This window comes from Croceitalea vernalis (genome assembly GCF_031846405.1).
Taxonomy (GTDB): domain Bacteria; phylum Bacteroidota; class Bacteroidia; order Flavobacteriales; family Flavobacteriaceae; genus Croceitalea; species Croceitalea vernalis.
Window position 1 is genome coordinate 561,194 of record NZ_JAVRHU010000002.1, and the last position, 16,100, is coordinate 577,293.

Genomic DNA, 16,100 nt, shown 5'->3' on the forward strand with positions numbered 1-16,100 from the left:
TGAAAAATTCATAAGTATTTCCTTCAAATCTTTGTAGATATTTGTGGTGTATTAACGTCCTAAATCTACAATTATGAAACGTTCCCCAATTAACAAAATTGCTTTTGCTTTCGTGGCGTTATTAGTTTTTTCAACTTCTAATGCGCAAATCAATAATCAGAATGAAAATACCCAACGTATTGATGATTATTTGGAACTTTTACAACTCGGTTATTCTGAAATTGAAATTTTTCAAGACCTTGGAAATGTCAATTTTCTGCGAGAAAATTATGAGGCCGCTACCTTTTGGTATGAAAAGCTATTTAAAATCGCACACGCGGAAACTATTCCCAAAAGCTATAAAGAAAGATATGATTTTGCCTTGAATAGCTTGACTTCAACTAATGAACCATCTTCTAAAAAAGATTGGATGAAAAGTATTAAAAATGATTATGTTATTAAAAAACCTTCTGAGGTTTCAAATGTAGCTTTGAGCCAAAATAGGCTTGTTGACACTAGTGATTTTGCACCAGGTCTTAGTGTTACTCAAAACGGCAACATTGCCTTTTTTAGTCAGCCGGTTCAAACAAAGCCAGAGTATGGTATTTTTTCAAAAAAGGAAATAATACATGAAGTTTATAGAGCTGAAAACATTAATGGGAAATGGACTAACTTTAAAAAGTTAGCGGTTTGTCCAAAGTATTACTCAGCTAAACACCCAACAGTTTCAGCTGATGGATCCCGTTTATTTTTTGCCTCAAACATGCCAGGTACTTATGGTAAATATGATATTTATGTTTCAGAAATAAAAAAAGATGGGAGTTTGGGTATTGCTAAAAACTTAGGTCCTAATGTTAACACCAAAAAGAATGACCTCTACCCTGAACTATCTGATGACTCTTTACTCTTTTTTGCTTCAGATGGACGAAAAGGCTATGGAGGTTTAGATTTATTTGCTGTTCAAATTGATAAAAATAAGGTTAGTAAGTCTATTAATCTTGGAAATCAAATTAATAGTCCCTATGATGATTTTTCAATAGCATTGTCACCCGAAAAAGGTATGGGTTATGTAATGTCTAACCGCGGTTCAAAAAACAAGGTTAGTCAAATTGCTATTACTTATTCTACATCTGGTTCAGATTTTAATATTGAGAAAGATGATAATAAGTTAATGAAAGTACTTAACGATAAAACTGAAACAGATTATTCATCAACAATGTTCGACAATTAGTGGAATATCATTTTAGACTATGTTTATGAATATTTAAAACATCAGCTTATAGCGTAAGAATATAATTCCCCAAAAACCCCGATAATATGATCTATTCAAAAACTTATCATCTCAAAATTTACATATTGATTATGACGTTTTTGGTACTATTACCACTTGCTCTTAAGGCACAAGAGACCTCTAATCAATATAGTATTAAGACCCCATTTCATAACCAATTATTTTTTAATCGATTCTTAATAAATCCAACTTATTCATTGGTTCGAGAAAACAAATCATACTTGAATGTTTTAATGAGAAATCAATATTCAGGTTATGAAGACAATAACCAAAACTATTATTTAGGTTTTAGTAACAAACTTGACGAAAATACAGCTCTTGGATTAGGTATTTATGGAAGGTGGTCTGGCATTGTTCAAGAATTTGGATTCAATGCAAACTATGCAACGGCAGTTAAACTAGGAGAGAAAAGTGCTTTAGCATTTGGAGCGAATGTTAATTATCTAAGTCAAGGGCTAGATAAAAATAGAATTGTTACGAATGAAAACGACCCAATCTTGGAAGACGCTCGCAAAGAGAATAAAATAAACATAGAACCCGGTATCAATCTTACAATGGGCAGTTTTGACTTTGGTATCTTCTTCAGAGATATGGTAAGTTATAACCAGACACTTGATGAACTTTTTACCAATTTTAATTATGAAAGTATGACAACTATGCTCCAGTATACTCATAAGTTTAAAAGTTCTGGAGGTATTCTAGAGAATGGTCGTTTAATGCCGATTGTACAATTTGGCACTAATGTTAACAAAGAAATATCATATACAGGTTCTTTTTTACTAGACTTACCTAAACTTGGTTGGGTACAATCTACTTATGACAATACTTACGGGTTTTCTTCAGGGATTGGCTTTAATCTTAACAAAAAACTTTCACTTGGATATTTGATGGAAAAGAATCTAGATGCTGTAGGAGATAATCTTGGGTGGAACCATGAATTATCACTTGCCTATTCATTTAATGATGAATATAGAGGTCTGGGGATAGATGTAAATATAGCCAGTTCAGAAGATGAACGAGTTGATGAAATAGTGCGTAATTATGAAGAGCAACTGGTTGAGTTAAGACAACAAATGAAAAATGAAAGTATGGTATCTAAAGATGACAATTCACTTGCTTTTGAGAATAGGTTAGTATTAGATGAATTGATTTTAAGACAAGACTCCATTGAGCGTGCTAGGGATAGAATGTTTGAAAGACGCTTTGAAACTATGGTACGCCTATTAAGACATGAAATGAGGCAAGAACAAAAATTACCTAAAGAAAAAGTTAGAAGTAAATATGCACACACTGGAGTAGCTGAAAACTCATCAAAAAACAATAAATTAAAAAATAATAGAAGTCAATTATTTGATGATTCAATGATTAAAGCGCAGAATAAATCTGATTTAATTGGCGTAGAATCTGGTTATTATTTAATAGCCAATGTATTCAAAAATAAAACCTACTTAAAATCATTTATGGAAAAACTTCATAAAGAGGGGTTAAATGCTAAACAGTTTTATAACAAAGAGAATGGGCTGCACTACGTTTATTTAGCAGATTTTAAAACAAAAGATGATGCATCAATAGCACATGTTAATCATTTAGAAGGTGCTTATGAAAAAGAAAAATGGATAATGGAAGTTTATAATCCTATGGCTACAGCTGACATTAGTTTTGATTAGTTACAACTAGAAAAACTAAAACCAGCAAAAGAGCATCAACAAATTACCAGAAGCTTACGGAAATCGGGGTTGATTTTTAGGACATTAGTTTCATAATGGACCGAATGCTTTTGATAAAAGGTCGTCTGAAGAGACGACCTTTTTTGTGGGATAAACTGAGAATTCCTTAATTCAACATTCCGTTGGACGAAAATACTTACATTTCTTTTTGATAAATTATCAAAAAATATATATTGTCTATAGAAAATAACTCAAATAAATTTTCAAACCCCGAAAATCCCGTAATATGAAATCTTACAACTCCTACAAAAATGCTATTTTGATTGCAACCCTCAAATCATATTTTAGCCCCCCTCTGCTTAATTAACATATTCTAATGGAAATATTGGTGTCTTGCGCCTTATTCTATCAAATTCTTACATCTTTCAGAGTATAAACTATATTGAATTTAATTCATCAATAGGCTGGTATCATATATATAATATGAAACTAACTTATTGGGTATTTATGTTATTCAAGTTCTATTACTCTAAGCTGTTTTAAAAAACAACACTCAAAAATATTAACCCCAAATCGTACTATTATGAAAAAACTTCCACTTAAAGTTATTGTCATTGACAATGACGAAAAAATGAATGATTGGTATCAAAATTATTTTATACATGATCCTGATTATTTGCTTGTAGAAACATACACAACTGTTAACGCTGCATTAATTAATTACCAGAACAACCTACCTGACATTATAATATCTGAAGTTTCCTTATTAGGTATTTCAGGTATAGATGGTATTGAAAGGTTTAGAAAAAAGAGCACTACAATTAAGATCATTATTGCAAGTTCAAAAAGTGATTTTGAATTAATAAAAAGGGCATTTAAAATTGGTGCAAATGGGTATCTCACTAAACCAATTTCAAAAGAACGTCTTTTTCATGCTTTAATTTCTGTTAAACACAACGGTGCAGCTTTAAGCTATGATGTTGCTAAAAAAGTGATTGCTACATTTCAAAAAAAGAAATATGAATCGTTTTCTAAGAGAGAAAATCAAATCGCTGAATTCTTAAGCCAAGGTGCAACTTATAAAACTATAGCCCATAAACTTTTTGTAACCCCGAGTACTGTAAATTTTCACATTCAAAATATTTATCTCAAACTCAATGTTAACTCCAAGTCTGAAGCTCTTGAGAAGCTAAGAATTCTTGAAGCTTCATAAACTAAAAAGCCCTGACCAGTTAAGTCAGGGCTTTTTAATTTAATATGAAAAGACCGTTACTTTACTTCTTCGAAATCAACGTCTTCAACATTATCACCTTCAGAAGAACTGCCTGCGCCAGCATCTCCACCTGCATTAGCAGTAGGGTCTCCCCCAGCCTGCTGTGCCTCAGCTTGTGCTTTGTACATTTCTTCTGATGCTACTTTCCATGCTTCATTTATTTTCTCTAAGGCAGGTGAAATGACAGCCAAATCCTTAGTTTCATAAGCCTTCTTTAATTCTTCTAAAGCTTCTTCAATTGGTTTTTTCTTGTCATCAGACAATTTATCTCCAAATTCAGTTAACTGTTTTTCAGTCTGGAAAATCATACCATCAGCTTCATTCAATTTGTCAGCCGTTTCTTTAGCAGTCTTATCAGCTTCAGCATTAGCTTCAGCTTCTGCTTTCATTTTTTGAATTTCTTCATCCGTCAATCCAGAAGAAGCCTCAATTCTAATATCCTGTGATTTACCAGTAGCTTTATCAGTTGCTGAAACTTTAATTATACCATTAGCATCAATATCAAAAGTCACTTCAATCTGAGGAGTACCTCTTTGTGCCGGTGGAATTCCATCTAAATGAAATCTTCCTATAGTTTTATTATCAGCAGCCATTGGGCGTTCTCCTTGCAGTACATGAATTTCAACTGATGGTTGATTATCTGCGGCCGTAGAGAACACTTGAGACTTTTTGGTCGGAATGGTTGTATTCGACTCTATTAATTTAGTTGCTACCCCACCCATAGTTTCAATTCCTAAAGAAAGTGGTGTAACATCTAATAACAATACATCTTTAACATCACCGGTTAAAACACCGCCTTGAATAGCTGCACCAACAGCAACAACCTCATCTGGATTTACACCTTTCGAAGGTTTTTTACCAAAAAAATTCTCAACTGCTTCTTGTACTGCTGGTATTCTTGTAGAACCTCCAACTAAAATTATCTCGTCAATATCACTTTTTGAAAGTCCAGCTGACTTTAAAGCCGTTTGACAAGGCTCAATTGTACGTTTTACTAAATCTGCAATTAATTGCTCAAACTTAGCTTTAGTTAATGTTCTAACTAGGTGCTTAGGGCCTGAAGCAGTTGCAGTTACATATGGTAAATTAATTTCAGTTTGGGCAGAAGAAGATAATTCAATTTTTGCCTTTTCAGCAGCTTCACGTAAACGTTGCAATGCCATGGCATCTTCACGTAAATCCATTGATTCATCATTCTTGAACTCCTCAGCCAACCAATCAATAATTTTTTGATCTACATCATCACCACCTAAGTGTGTATCTCCATCGGTGGATAATACTTCAAAAACTCCATCTCCTAATTCAAGAATAGAAACATCATGGGTACCACCACCAAAGTCAAAAACAACAATTTTTTGATCAGTATCTTTCTTATCTAAACCATATGCCAAAGAAGCAGCTGTTGGTTCATTTATAATACGTTCTACAGTTAAACCAGCAATTTCTCCTGCTTCTTTAGTTGCCTGACGTTGCGAATCATTAAAATAAGCCGGTACAGTAACTACGGCTCTTGTAACATCTTGACCTAAATAGTCTTCAGCAGTTTTCTTCATTTTCTGAAGAATCATAGCTGATAATTCTTGTGGAGAATACATACGACCATCAATATCAACTCTTGGTGTATCGTTATCTCCTTTTACTACGTTATAAGGTACTCTTTTCGCCTCTTTAGAAGATTCCGAGAACTTATTACCCATAAATCTTTTAATAGAATAAATGGTTTTATGTGGGTTAGTAACAGCCTGACGTTTTGCAGGGTCTCCAACCTTAATTTCACCACCTTCTACAAATGCAATTACAGAAGGTGTTGTTCTTTTACCTTCTGCATTGGGAATTACAACTGGTTCATTACCTTCCATTACGGAAACGCAAGAGTTCGTTGTCCCTAAATCTATTCCGATTATCTTACTCATGTTTTTATATTAGATTTTTAAACTTCATATTTTTATCATCTCTCAAAGGACAATGATTATGCCATGACATAAAATCTGCCAAGGTGTCATATTCTGCATAATAATTTTTGTAAAAACTAGATTTGAGCTACTTATCTTTGAACTATAAACCTAATCAATGGAATGTATCAGTGTTTTTGACATGTTGAAAATTGGTGTAGGTCCATCAAGCTCGCATACCCTGGGTCCGTGGCGTGCTGCCGAAAGATGGCTCCAAGAATTACGTGAAAATAATGTTTTTGATAGTGTTCAAAATATTAAAATTCACCTCTATGGCTCATTATCCTTGACTGGTAAAGGTCACGCAACAGATGTCGCCGTGATTTTAGGTCTATTAGGTGCAGACCCAGTGAATATTCCTATCACATCTATTACGAGTTCCGTTTCAAGAGTCAAAGAAAAAAAGGAATTACATCTAGGTAATGAAAAATTGATTCCTTTCAATTTTGAAACCGACATTACTTTTTTAAGGGAGTTTTTACCATTTCATTCTAACGGAATTCGTTTTATTGCTTTCTTGAATGATGAAACAATTATAGAAGAAACCTACTATTCCATCGGTGGTGGTTTTGTGGTCAAGGAAGACCGCATTCATGCTAAAGAAAATAAAGAGGTTTTCAACACTTTTCCTTTCCCAATAAAAACTGGGGCCGAACTACTAGATTTTTGTGAAGCTGAAAATAAAACTATTTCTGAATTGGTCTTAGAAAACGAACGATCATTGCGTAATGATATAGAAATAGATACCAATCTTCGTCAGATATGGAATACGATGTTAGAATGTATGTATACTGGTTGCCATACGGAAGGAATTTTACCTGGTGGCCTGAATGTAAAACGAAGAGCTTATGAAATTCATCAAAAATTAAAAGGAGAATTAAGTTATACCACACCCTTGGAATGGTTAAAAACCATACGTGAAACTGAGGTAAAGTTTCGCCAGATTTTGAAGTGGGTAAGTTGTTTTGCTTTATCTGTAAATGAAGTAAATGCTTCATTAGGTCGTGTAGTAACCGCGCCAACAAATGGCAGCGCAGGTGTTATTCCTGCAGTTTTAATGTATTATCTGGTCATTGAGAATCACGATGGAGATTTTGATGACATTAAAAGGTTTTTATTAGTAGCAGGCGAAATAGGTAGCATATTTAAAAAAGGAGCCACGATATCTGCAGCAATGGGTGGTTGTCAAGCCGAAATTGGAGTCTCTTCAGCTATGGCTGCGGGTGCTTTAACTGAGCTGATGGGTGGTACTCCAGAACAAGTATTATGTGCCGCTGAAATTGCCATGGAGCATCATTTAGGACTTACTTGTGATCCAATTGGCGGCTTGGTTCAAATACCATGTATTGAACGCAATTCAATGGGTGCTATAAAAGCAATTAATGCGGCTGAGTTGGCAATGGATACGGACCCTAAACAGGCTAAAGTGCCTCTTGATAAAGTGGTAAATACGATGTGGGAGACTGCTAAGGATATGAATACTAAATATAAAGAAACCTCAGAAGGTGGTTTAGCGGTAGGTGTGTTTTTAAGTGATTGTTGATAGGTGCTCTACTCTTTCAAACATCCGGATTTACCCCTAGTGTCAATCAAATAAATAATTTTCCATTCACCATCAAAATTGACCATTTGAAACGAATTAATACCGCAATGTGAAAATTGACCATTTAACCAGAATTCGTAACCAACCCAAGCATTGGCCATGGTTCTATCAACTTGTATGGACCATGATGTGAGTTTTTCCTCAAAGGATACCGAGTCTGGAATACTTACAATAGAAGTAATCAGCCTGTTTATTTTTTCATTTTTAAATTGAGTCTTACCCTCTTTATTACGCCCTGTTGTTTGAAGCACTACTTCGCGTGCTAAAACGCTTTTCATTAACACAGAATCTTGTTTATGAAAGCCTTCAAAAAATGTTTCAACGACTCTCTTAACTGCAGTTTCTTCTTTTTCTTGTGCAGTTACGCTTGTAACACCAAGTAGTACTAAAACTATTAAAATAATTTTCTTCATTAGGATATATATATTGCGAAAATCAACTTATATGAACTTAAGAAACAATTTAAGAAAAAGAATCTTGTTTTCACAGGAATGACAAAATCTGCTTACATTTAACTTTCAAATTATATCGAATGTCAGTAGCCAAGAAAGAATATAAAAGAGTGACGGTAAAATCACTAATTGAAATGAAACAAAACGGAGAAAAAATTTCCATGTTGACTTCTTATGATTATTCTATGGCTAAAATTGTAGATGCTGCCAAAGTGGATGTCATTTTAGTTGGTGATTCTGCAAGTAACGTTATTGCGGGTCATGAGACAACGCTTCCTATTACACTAGATCAGATGATTTATCATGCTAGTTCGGTAGTTAGGGCTGCAAAGAGAGCTTTGGTTGTTGTAGATATTCCGTTCGGTAGTTATCAAAGTGATTCAAAAGAGGCACTACGTTCTGCAATTCGCATTATGAAAGAAAGCGGTGGTCATGCTGTAAAAGTTGAGGGTGGCGAAGAAATAAAAGATTCTGTAAAACGTATTATTGATGCCGGAATACCAGTAATGGGGCATTTAGGATTAACACCACAATCTATTTATAAATTTGGTACTTATACAGTTCGTGCTAAAGAAGAAGCAGAAGCCAAGCAATTAAAGTCTGACGCTAAAATGCTTGAAAAATTGGGCTGTTTTGGACTGGTACTGGAAAAAATACCGGCTGAATTAGCTAAGCAAGTTGCAGAAAGTGTTTCAATTCCTGTGATTGGTATTGGAGCAGGAAATGGTGTTGATGGACAAGTTTTAGTTGTGCACGATTTATTAGGAATGACACATGAGTTTAATCCACGCTTTTTAAGAAGGTACATGAACTTATATGAAGAAATGAGTTCAGCCATTTCACAATACGTTGATGACGTAAAAAGTCGGGACTTTCCAAACGAAGAAGAGCAGTATTAGTCTAGTATATTATAAAATGCTAAAATGTCAGTGAAGATTTATTCTACACCATCCAATTTAGATGTTATTTACGAGGACAACCACCTAATTGTCATAAATAAAAGACCTGGCGATATAGTTCAAGGTGATAAAACTGGGGACATTCCTTTAAGTGAAGTTGTTAAAGAATATTTACGAATAAAATATGAGAAACCAGGTAATGTTTATTTAGGTGTCGTTCATCGTTTAGACAGACCCACTTCAGGTATTGTAGTTTTTGCAAAAACCTCAAAGGCCTTGCCTCGTTTAAATAAACTATTCTCTGAAGGAAAGACAAAAAAAACTTATTGGGCTGTTGTAAAAAATAAACCCAAAAAAAAGGAAGATTTATTGACACATTGGTTAGTTCGTAATCCAAAACAAAATAAATCCTATGCTCATATTAAAGAGGTTCCAAATAGCAAAAAAGCCCTCTTGACTTACCATATTCTTAAGAATTTGGACAACTATTGTCTCTTAGAAATAGACTTAAAAACAGGTAGACATCATCAAATAAGAGCTCAATTAGCGGCTATTAATTGTACTATTAAAGGAGATCTGAAATATGGTTCTGACCGCAGTAATAAAAATGGAAGCATTCACTTACATTCTAGAAGTTTAAGCTTTGAACATCCTGTAAAGAAAGAAGAAGTTCATTTTGAAGCTGCTCCTCCAAGCGACCCAATTTGGAATGCATGTTTATGATTTTAGCTACTTTTAAGAAAACAGTTTTAGTTCATTTAGTTTTGGTAAATAAAACAATTCTTTTTCTTATAATTTTAATTACGTGCTGTTTTAGGTTTGTGATTGCGCAAGACCCCGAAGAAGTTCTTTTGGCCAAAGAAAAACAGTTAAATTCCCTTTATGGAATTCATAAATTGAAAGTTCTTAACGGACTTTCGAGGCTCTATCAAGATTCCAATGGTAGAAAATCATTACGATATGCTAGGCAAGCCGAAATGTTGGGAACAAATTTATATGATATTGATAACAAAGAAGATGTTAACCATAACATCGCTCTCGCCTTTTATCAGATTGCTGCAATAAACCTCAAAAAAGAAAAATATTTTGATTTTGCCGATAACTTAGAAAGTCTTAAAACTATTAATGAAAGCCTGCATGATTCTAGTATTACTAAAGTCATTCTGAAGTTTGAATTTAAACTAGATTCCTTAGAACAAATTGGGAAACTGAAACCAAACTTTATCAATCGTACCCTTAGCAATATTAAGCTAGGTAATTCCATAAGAAGTCAGAGTCAACAACTGAAAATTAATACACTTTTAAAACAGGCAAAAACTAAAGAAAAGAACAAAAAATATCTATCGGCCATTGAAAATTATGAATCGGCGATAAACCTCAATAAAAATAAAGGAGATGAAAAGGCGATTACTGAGCTACAGTTAAAAGTAGCGAGTCTTTATGATAGCTTGAATATGCATCAAAAAAGTAAATCGTATTTAGAAAATGCCATTAAAGAAAAAGAGGCTTTAAAAAAAATTGGAAGCACGACAACCTTCTTGAAAATACAGGTGGACTCTTTAAGCAGAGACTCTCTGCTTGTTATTAAAGACCAATATCAAGATTTGGCCAAATCATTTGAAAACAAAGCCGAATATCAAAAATCACTACGTTATTATCAATTATATCAACAAATAACACAAAATCTATTTGAAGATAGTGTTCAAACAGCGGCCGAAAGTGAATTGCGAAAAAAGGAAATTCTATTATTGACCCAACAAAAGAATATTGCCGCATTAAACTTAGAAAAATCTGAAACGGAGATTGAAAAACAAGAACAACAAAAGAAAACATTGTACTTCATAGGACTCATTTTGTTAATAAGTGCAATCTTGGGGTATTCCCTCTTTTTATCAAAAAGAAGAAAGCACAAAAAACTTGAAATTGCCTATTCCGAATTAGATATCGCCAATACAAAACTCTCTCAAGCAGAAAATCGGATCACCAAATTATTGAAAGAACAAGTATCTACGGTGGTGGCTGATGAACTTCTCAGCTCTGAAAAAGCCATTAGCGGACAGCGTTGTATCGTAAGTATCTTATTCTTGGATATTAGGGGATTTACCAAACTAGCTCAAAAACTGTCAGCCAGTGAATTAATTTCTTTTCAGAATAAAGCATTTGGTCCTATGTTGGATTGTATTCAAAAATATGAAGGAATCGTTAATCAACTGTTGGGAGATGGTTTTATGGCGACTTTTGGTATTTCGAATTCAAAGGCAAATCATTGTGAACAAGCATATTTAGCTGCCATAGCAATATTGAATAAACTAAGAACTCGAATAAAAGAAAAAGAGGTTGAACCATTTGATATCGGCATTGGTATCCACACTGGTGAAGTGGTTATCGGTAATGTTGGCAATACTAATCGCAAACAGTTCTCCATTACGGGCAATCCGGTAATTATCGCTAGTAGATTAGAACAGTTGAATAAGTCATACGGGGCAAGTTTGATTATTTCAAATACTATTTTCAATTCAATCTCAAAATCTATTCGCCCTAAAAATTTTGAAACCGATAAAGTAAATGTTAGAGGAAGGAATGATGCTATTGAAATTCATATTATGAAATAGCCCGTAAGCCAAATCTATTTTCCTAATTTTATGGAAACACTTAACCATGAAAAAATCGTTAATTATTGTCGCTTTCCTCCTTATTACGTCTTGTAGTAGTTACAACTCTATCGATACTTTTTACGAAGCTCATAAAAATGATAATCAAGTAACGGCTATTAGGGTGCCACAATTCATGTTCTCCCTGGTGAGTGAAATTTCACCGGAAATGAAATCTCTTGTAGGAAATACTAAAGATTTGAGATATATGCAGTTTCCAAGTAAAACTAAATCACAATCTCAGTTCTTAAATAATCAAATGAACAGTTTTGCTTCTTCTTCCTTCATAGAGGTTTTTAGAAAAAATGACGAACTTAAAAGAAATGTTGTTTCAATTCGTGAAAAGCGAGATGTTGTCAAAGAGATTTTGATTTATAATAACAATAACAGCACTGGGTCATTTCTTTATTTCAATGGAAATTTTGATCCAATAAAAGTTAGAGAACTAGCAAAAAATAATCAATTTGAAAATTTTTCAAATGGCCTTTTACCACAAATGAACTTGAATACTCCAGGAATTACTAACTAGTCTCATTCTTTCTTATAAGAACGAATACTTTCAATTATTACAGAGCTTAAAATTAAAAAACCACCTAGGACTGTCATTAAAGTTGGAATTTCACCTAAAAAAACAGCTGCGATAATAATACCGAATACTGGTTGAACACTACTCAAAATACTTGCGGTGGTAATTGAAAAATGCTTAAAACTATTTAGAAACAGTGTGTGACCAATTGATGTAGTTAATATTGCCAAAACTACTAACCATTGCCATTGGGTTGTTATCTGATCCAATTCGTAAAAAAATAATACTGGTGACAAAAAAATTGCAATTACAAACAGTTGAAAGCACATTAAACTTGAACCATTGTAACTACTTGTTCTATTTTTTAAAATGATATTTCTTAATGCATAGAAAAGTGCAGATAATAAACCAATACCGACAGCAATTGTGTATGAATTATCTAAATCGAAAGCTGGTACCAAAAAGTAAATTCCTGTTAAGACCAAAAGACCCAAAAATAAATGCACTCTTTGAAACTTCGTTTTCAACAACAATGGTTCCAAAAGAGAAGTTAATATTGGATATGTAAATAAGGAAAGCATACCAATAGCGACATTAGAAAGCTTTAGAGAATAGAAATAAGTGAGCCAATGCAGCGCCAAAAACAGTCCACTAGCTAGTATTGGAAATCTATCTTTTTTTAAGACTTTAAATGAAAACCCCTTCCATTTGCAATAAAGAGCTAATACTATAACCGCTAAAATAGACCGAGACACAATAATCAAGGGCACAGGTAAATCAATATGCCTGCCCAAAGCGCCAGAAGTGCTTATAAAAATCATTGCTAGATTAATTTCTAGCAAATGAGCGAGACTGGTGTTCTTAACTTTCAAAGAAAATTTATTAACGTGTTATGGCCCGGGCCTTTTCTTTTATAATAAATCCAACAGGTTTGTTTTGTAGATGACTTTCAAGCCATGACAGAATATCTAAATACAAAAAAGCTCTTTTTTCATAAGGATGATCTTCATACTTTTTAAGTTCATCATATAACTTTTGAAATTCGTTACGTAAATCACTAGGATAAATATCACCGAGACTCCTTAAAAATTTAATCATCTCTTTTTGAACCGCCTGTAGATCATTCATTTTCAATAAAAATTTGTAGGTGCTTTTTAGTTGCACCTCTAAATGGTAATCCATACCGGCCTCGTAATGGGCAACTAAACTCAAAACTCGAGCAAAACACATAAGGTCTTCTCGCATTTTAAGGTTTTTATTCGTAATGATTTTTTTAAGGTAAACAATACAATTCTTGTTGTCTCCATTACCAAAATACAAACAAGCTATTTTGTAATACAATAGCATGATATGATGTTCGTCAATACGATCCCTATGTTTTTTAATACCATATTCAACGATATTAACCAAATAAAGTCCCCTTTCAAAAGTACCTTCTAAAAAATGAAGATTTAATTTATTGGAATTCAGATACAAAAACGCCAAAGAGGCAATATTATCGTTTTTAGGAAAGGTTTTACTTTCTATCATTTGCTCCATTTTAGTAAGCGTATCTTTAAACTGTGAGCGATATTTTACATAAAATAAAGATTCTAGCAAATAATGGTTGCCTTTCAAAAAGAATACAGGATTCAATTGAATCATGTCTTCATTTTCATAAAAAAGATCAACCCATTTACTTGCATAACGATAAGATGATAAAAAATCTTGAGTTAAAAAACTATACCACAAATGCGCCTTGTAGAGCCACAAACGCTCTCTAAAACCTAATTCCTCAAGTCTAAATTCTGGTAAATGCTTTTCAAAATAGCGTTCTACCCGTTGCAAATCTTCATCGTTTCGTACATAGCCTACTTTGAGCATCATTCCATATAATTGTAATGACAAGTTTGATAATTTGCTTGTCATAACATTATGTTCAGAAAGTGCTTTCGCTTGCACAGCTAATTCGTCAGCTCTATCAGGGATACTTCTGGTAATGTATTGTGTTTCAATTATTTTCTCAAGTTCAACAATTTCATATGCTACATTTTTTTCTTCATTATCTCGAGCGATGTTCTTTGCTTTATCTAAAATCTTTAAAGCTTGTTTATATAACCCTTTTTGATAAAGTATGGTAGCAAAATCTAATTGCTCTCTAATTTGAACTCGTATATTTTGATTTACAGGATTTAGCCTAAGACTAACTAAAATCTGTTTATATAAATGAGCTTTTAAGTTTGATAACTGTGATTTTTTGACAATTCCATTATCCAATATTTGCGCTTCATTATAGGCCTTCATCTTATCCAATAAATTAAAGAGTGCCAAGAACTTAGCATCTGTATTTACTCCTAATCGACCTACATAAAGCTTAAACTGTCTTTTTTCTGACTTTGAAAGAGATTTGACCAGTACAAATAAGGTATCCTTTTGGGTATTTGTCATCGTAAAATAAACTATTTAAATATCTGTTATTCAGTAATTTAAATAACTGAAAAAACTATTTAACATTGTAATGGTTATACCCCACACAATTTACTTGAATTTCGGTATTTTATCTTCGTATAGTTCAGTTAAAACTTCCCGAAATAATGAGTAAAGATAAGGTACAAATTTTTGACACTACGCTAAGGGATGGAGAACAAGTTCCTGGTTGTAAGTTAGACACAACACAGAAATTGGTTATTGCGGAACGCCTTGATCATCTCGGTGTAGATATTATCGAAGCAGGCTTTCCTATTTCAAGTCCAGGAGATTTTAATTCGGTCAATGAAATAGCTAAACTCGTCAAAAATGCGACAGTTTGTGGTCTTACTCGTTCGGTTAAAAAAGATATTGAAGTCGCTGCAGAAGCAATTAAAATTGCAAAAAGGCCAAGAATACATACAGGTATTGGCACCTCCGATTCTCACATAAGATATAAATTCAATTCAACAAAAGAAGCTATTATAGAACGAGCAGTTGAAGCGGTTAAATATGCCAAAACCTTTGTCGAAGATGTAGAATTTTATGCTGAAGATGCCGGAAGAACTGATAACGAGTATTTGGCTAGAGTTTGCGAAGCTGTAATTAAGGCTGGTGCTACTGTTTTAAATATTCCTGATACAACCGGCTACTGTTTACCTGATGAATACGGGGCTAAAATGAAGTATTTAAAAGAAAATGTAACCGGAATAGAGAAGGCTATCCTTTCTTGTCACTGTCATAACGATTTAGGTCTTGCCACTGCAAATTCTATTGCTGGTGTAATTGGAGGTGCCAGACAAATTGAATGTACCATAAATGGTATTGGAGAAAGAGCTGGTAACACCTCTTTGGAAGAAGTAGTTATGATTCTTCGTCAGCATCCAAATTTAAACTTAGATACTAATGTAAATAGTAAACTCTTATATGATACTAGTTTAATGGTATCTGATAAAATGGGTATGCCAGTGCAACCAAACAAGGCAATTGTTGGTTCTAATGCATTTGCGCACAGTTCAGGTATACATCAAGATGGTGTTATCAAAAATAGAGAGACTTATGAAATCATTGACCCTAATGATGTTGGAGTCAGCGAATCATCTATAGTACTTACGGCTAGAAGCGGTAGAGCTGCTTTAGCTTACAGAGCAAAGAACGTTGGCTATGAACTAACCAAGCTTCAGTTAGACAAGGTTTACGAAAATTTCCTCCTTTTTGCCGACAGAAAAAAAGAAATTGGGGATAAAGACATTCATGAAATTATTGAGACTAGCAATGTCAATTTGGCAAGCTTAGCGTAAAAATCAATATAAACTCTTTGAAGCTTAAAAGAACTGTACTATCTAATCAATAATTATAATT

The 16,100-nt window shown here is 33.5% G+C and carries 13 protein-coding genes; 9 read left to right on the forward strand and 4 right to left on the reverse strand.

The genetic code is table 11. The features are described from left to right. The first annotated feature begins 73 nt into the window (after nucleotides 1-73). From RM520_RS08895 to RM520_RS08905, 3 genes are all read left to right on the forward strand, one after another. Nucleotides 74-1,210, forward strand: coding sequence for a TolB family protein (locus tag RM520_RS08895; protein WP_311387768.1), 1,137 nt, complete (start codon nucleotides 74-76; stop codon nucleotides 1,208-1,210). 86 nt (nucleotides 1,211-1,296) lie between these two features. Further along, entirely contained in the window at nucleotides 1,297-2,937 is a 1,641-nt protein-coding gene (locus tag RM520_RS08900; RefSeq protein WP_311387769.1) for a PorP/SprF family type IX secretion system membrane protein, read from the forward strand. A 583-nt stretch (nucleotides 2,938-3,520) separates the two neighbouring features. Next, the gene (locus RM520_RS08905; RefSeq protein WP_311385357.1) at nucleotides 3,521-4,150 is read left to right on the forward strand and encodes a response regulator transcription factor; all 630 of its coding nucleotides are present in this window, start codon (nucleotides 3,521-3,523) and stop codon (nucleotides 4,148-4,150) included. A gap of 56 nt (nucleotides 4,151-4,206) precedes the next feature. On the opposite strand, the gene dnaK is transcribed toward RM520_RS08905, so the two are convergent. Further along, entirely contained in the window at nucleotides 4,207-6,123 is a 1,917-nt protein-coding gene (gene dnaK / locus RM520_RS08910) for a molecular chaperone DnaK (protein ID WP_311385358.1), read from the reverse strand. Between the two features lie 157 nt (nucleotides 6,124-6,280). Between dnaK and RM520_RS08915 the strand changes: the two genes are divergently transcribed. After that, nucleotides 6,281-7,705 (forward strand): L-serine ammonia-lyase, encoded by a 1,425-nt coding sequence (locus RM520_RS08915; RefSeq protein ID WP_311387770.1) that lies wholly within the window; start codon nucleotides 6,281-6,283, stop codon nucleotides 7,703-7,705. An 8-nt stretch (nucleotides 7,706-7,713) separates the two neighbouring features. On the opposite strand, the gene RM520_RS08920 is transcribed toward RM520_RS08915, so the two are convergent. Continuing rightward, complete coding sequence (locus RM520_RS08920) at nucleotides 7,714-8,178, reverse strand: nuclear transport factor 2 family protein (RefSeq protein ID WP_311385360.1); 465 nt, start codon at nucleotides 8,176-8,178, stop codon at nucleotides 7,714-7,716. Between the two features lie 119 nt (nucleotides 8,179-8,297). Between RM520_RS08920 and panB the strand changes: the two genes are divergently transcribed. The 4 genes from panB to RM520_RS08940 are packed head-to-tail and all read left to right on the forward strand — an operon-like array spanning nucleotide 8,298 to nucleotide 12,296. Continuing rightward, nucleotides 8,298-9,116 (forward strand): 3-methyl-2-oxobutanoate hydroxymethyltransferase, encoded by an 819-nt coding sequence (gene panB / locus RM520_RS08925; RefSeq protein ID WP_311385361.1) that lies wholly within the window; start codon nucleotides 8,298-8,300, stop codon nucleotides 9,114-9,116. Nucleotides 9,117-9,140: 24 nt separating this feature from the next. Then, on the forward strand, nucleotides 9,141-9,839 hold the full coding sequence (locus RM520_RS08930) for an RluA family pseudouridine synthase (protein ID WP_311387771.1): 699 nt from the start codon (nucleotides 9,141-9,143) through the stop codon (nucleotides 9,837-9,839). Next, nucleotides 9,830-11,728: an adenylate/guanylate cyclase domain-containing protein gene (locus RM520_RS08935; protein ID WP_311387772.1), complete on the forward strand. Its 1,899-nt coding sequence runs from the start codon at nucleotides 9,830-9,832 to the stop codon at nucleotides 11,726-11,728. The genes RM520_RS08930 and RM520_RS08935 overlap by 10 nt, the downstream gene beginning before the upstream one ends. 46 nt (nucleotides 11,729-11,774) lie before the next feature. Beyond that, nucleotides 11,775-12,296 carry a DUF4252 domain-containing protein gene (locus RM520_RS08940; RefSeq protein WP_311387773.1) on the forward strand — a complete coding sequence of 174 codons (522 nt, stop codon included), beginning with the start codon at nucleotides 11,775-11,777 and terminating at the stop codon, nucleotides 12,294-12,296. Nucleotides 12,297-12,298: 2 nt separating this feature from the next. Here RM520_RS08940 and RM520_RS08945 read toward each other — a convergent pair whose 3' ends face one another. Both RM520_RS08945 and RM520_RS08950 read right to left on the reverse strand, forming a co-directional pair. Next, the gene (locus tag RM520_RS08945) at nucleotides 12,299-13,165 is read right to left on the reverse strand and encodes a DMT family transporter (RefSeq protein WP_311387774.1); all 867 of its coding nucleotides are present in this window, start codon (nucleotides 13,163-13,165) and stop codon (nucleotides 12,299-12,301) included. A 10-nt stretch (nucleotides 13,166-13,175) separates the two neighbouring features. After that, nucleotides 13,176-14,720, reverse strand: a complete 1,545-nt coding sequence (locus RM520_RS08950) for a hypothetical protein (RefSeq protein WP_311385366.1) — start codon at nucleotides 14,718-14,720, stop codon at nucleotides 13,176-13,178. A 146-nt stretch (nucleotides 14,721-14,866) separates the two neighbouring features. On the opposite strand from RM520_RS08950, the gene RM520_RS08955 reads away from it, so the two are divergent. Continuing rightward, the gene (locus RM520_RS08955; protein ID WP_311387775.1) at nucleotides 14,867-16,039 is read left to right on the forward strand and encodes a 2-isopropylmalate synthase; all 1,173 of its coding nucleotides are present in this window, start codon (nucleotides 14,867-14,869) and stop codon (nucleotides 16,037-16,039) included. Nucleotides 16,040-16,100 lie beyond the last annotated feature (61 nt).

What these genes read in the sequence shown, in the direction of transcription:
- RM520_RS08895 (WP_311387768.1), top strand. Translation starts at nt 74, where the DNA reads ATGAAACGTTCCCCAATTAACAAAATTGCTTTTGCTTTCGTGGCGTTA.
- RM520_RS08900 (WP_311387769.1), top strand. Translation starts at nt 1,297, where the DNA reads ATGATCTATTCAAAAACTTATCATCTCAAAATTTACATATTGATTATG.
- RM520_RS08905 (WP_311385357.1), top strand. Translation starts at nt 3,521, where the DNA reads ATGAAAAAACTTCCACTTAAAGTTATTGTCATTGACAATGACGAAAAA.
- dnaK (WP_311385358.1), bottom strand. Translation starts at nt 6,123, where the DNA reads ATGAGTAAGATAATCGGAATAGATTTAGGGACAACGAACTCTTGCGTT.
- RM520_RS08915 (WP_311387770.1), top strand. Translation starts at nt 6,281, where the DNA reads ATGGAATGTATCAGTGTTTTTGACATGTTGAAAATTGGTGTAGGTCCA.
- RM520_RS08920 (WP_311385360.1), bottom strand. Translation starts at nt 8,178, where the DNA reads ATGAAGAAAATTATTTTAATAGTTTTAGTACTACTTGGTGTTACAAGC.
- panB (WP_311385361.1), top strand. Translation starts at nt 8,298, where the DNA reads ATGTCAGTAGCCAAGAAAGAATATAAAAGAGTGACGGTAAAATCACTA.
- RM520_RS08930 (WP_311387771.1), top strand. Translation starts at nt 9,141, where the DNA reads ATGTCAGTGAAGATTTATTCTACACCATCCAATTTAGATGTTATTTAC.
- RM520_RS08935 (WP_311387772.1), top strand. Translation starts at nt 9,830, where the DNA reads ATGTTTATGATTTTAGCTACTTTTAAGAAAACAGTTTTAGTTCATTTA.
- RM520_RS08940 (WP_311387773.1), top strand. Translation starts at nt 11,775, where the DNA reads ATGAAAAAATCGTTAATTATTGTCGCTTTCCTCCTTATTACGTCTTGT.
- RM520_RS08950 (WP_311385366.1), bottom strand. Translation starts at nt 14,720, where the DNA reads ATGACAAATACCCAAAAGGATACCTTATTTGTACTGGTCAAATCTCTT.
- RM520_RS08955 (WP_311387775.1), top strand. Translation starts at nt 14,867, where the DNA reads ATGAGTAAAGATAAGGTACAAATTTTTGACACTACGCTAAGGGATGGA.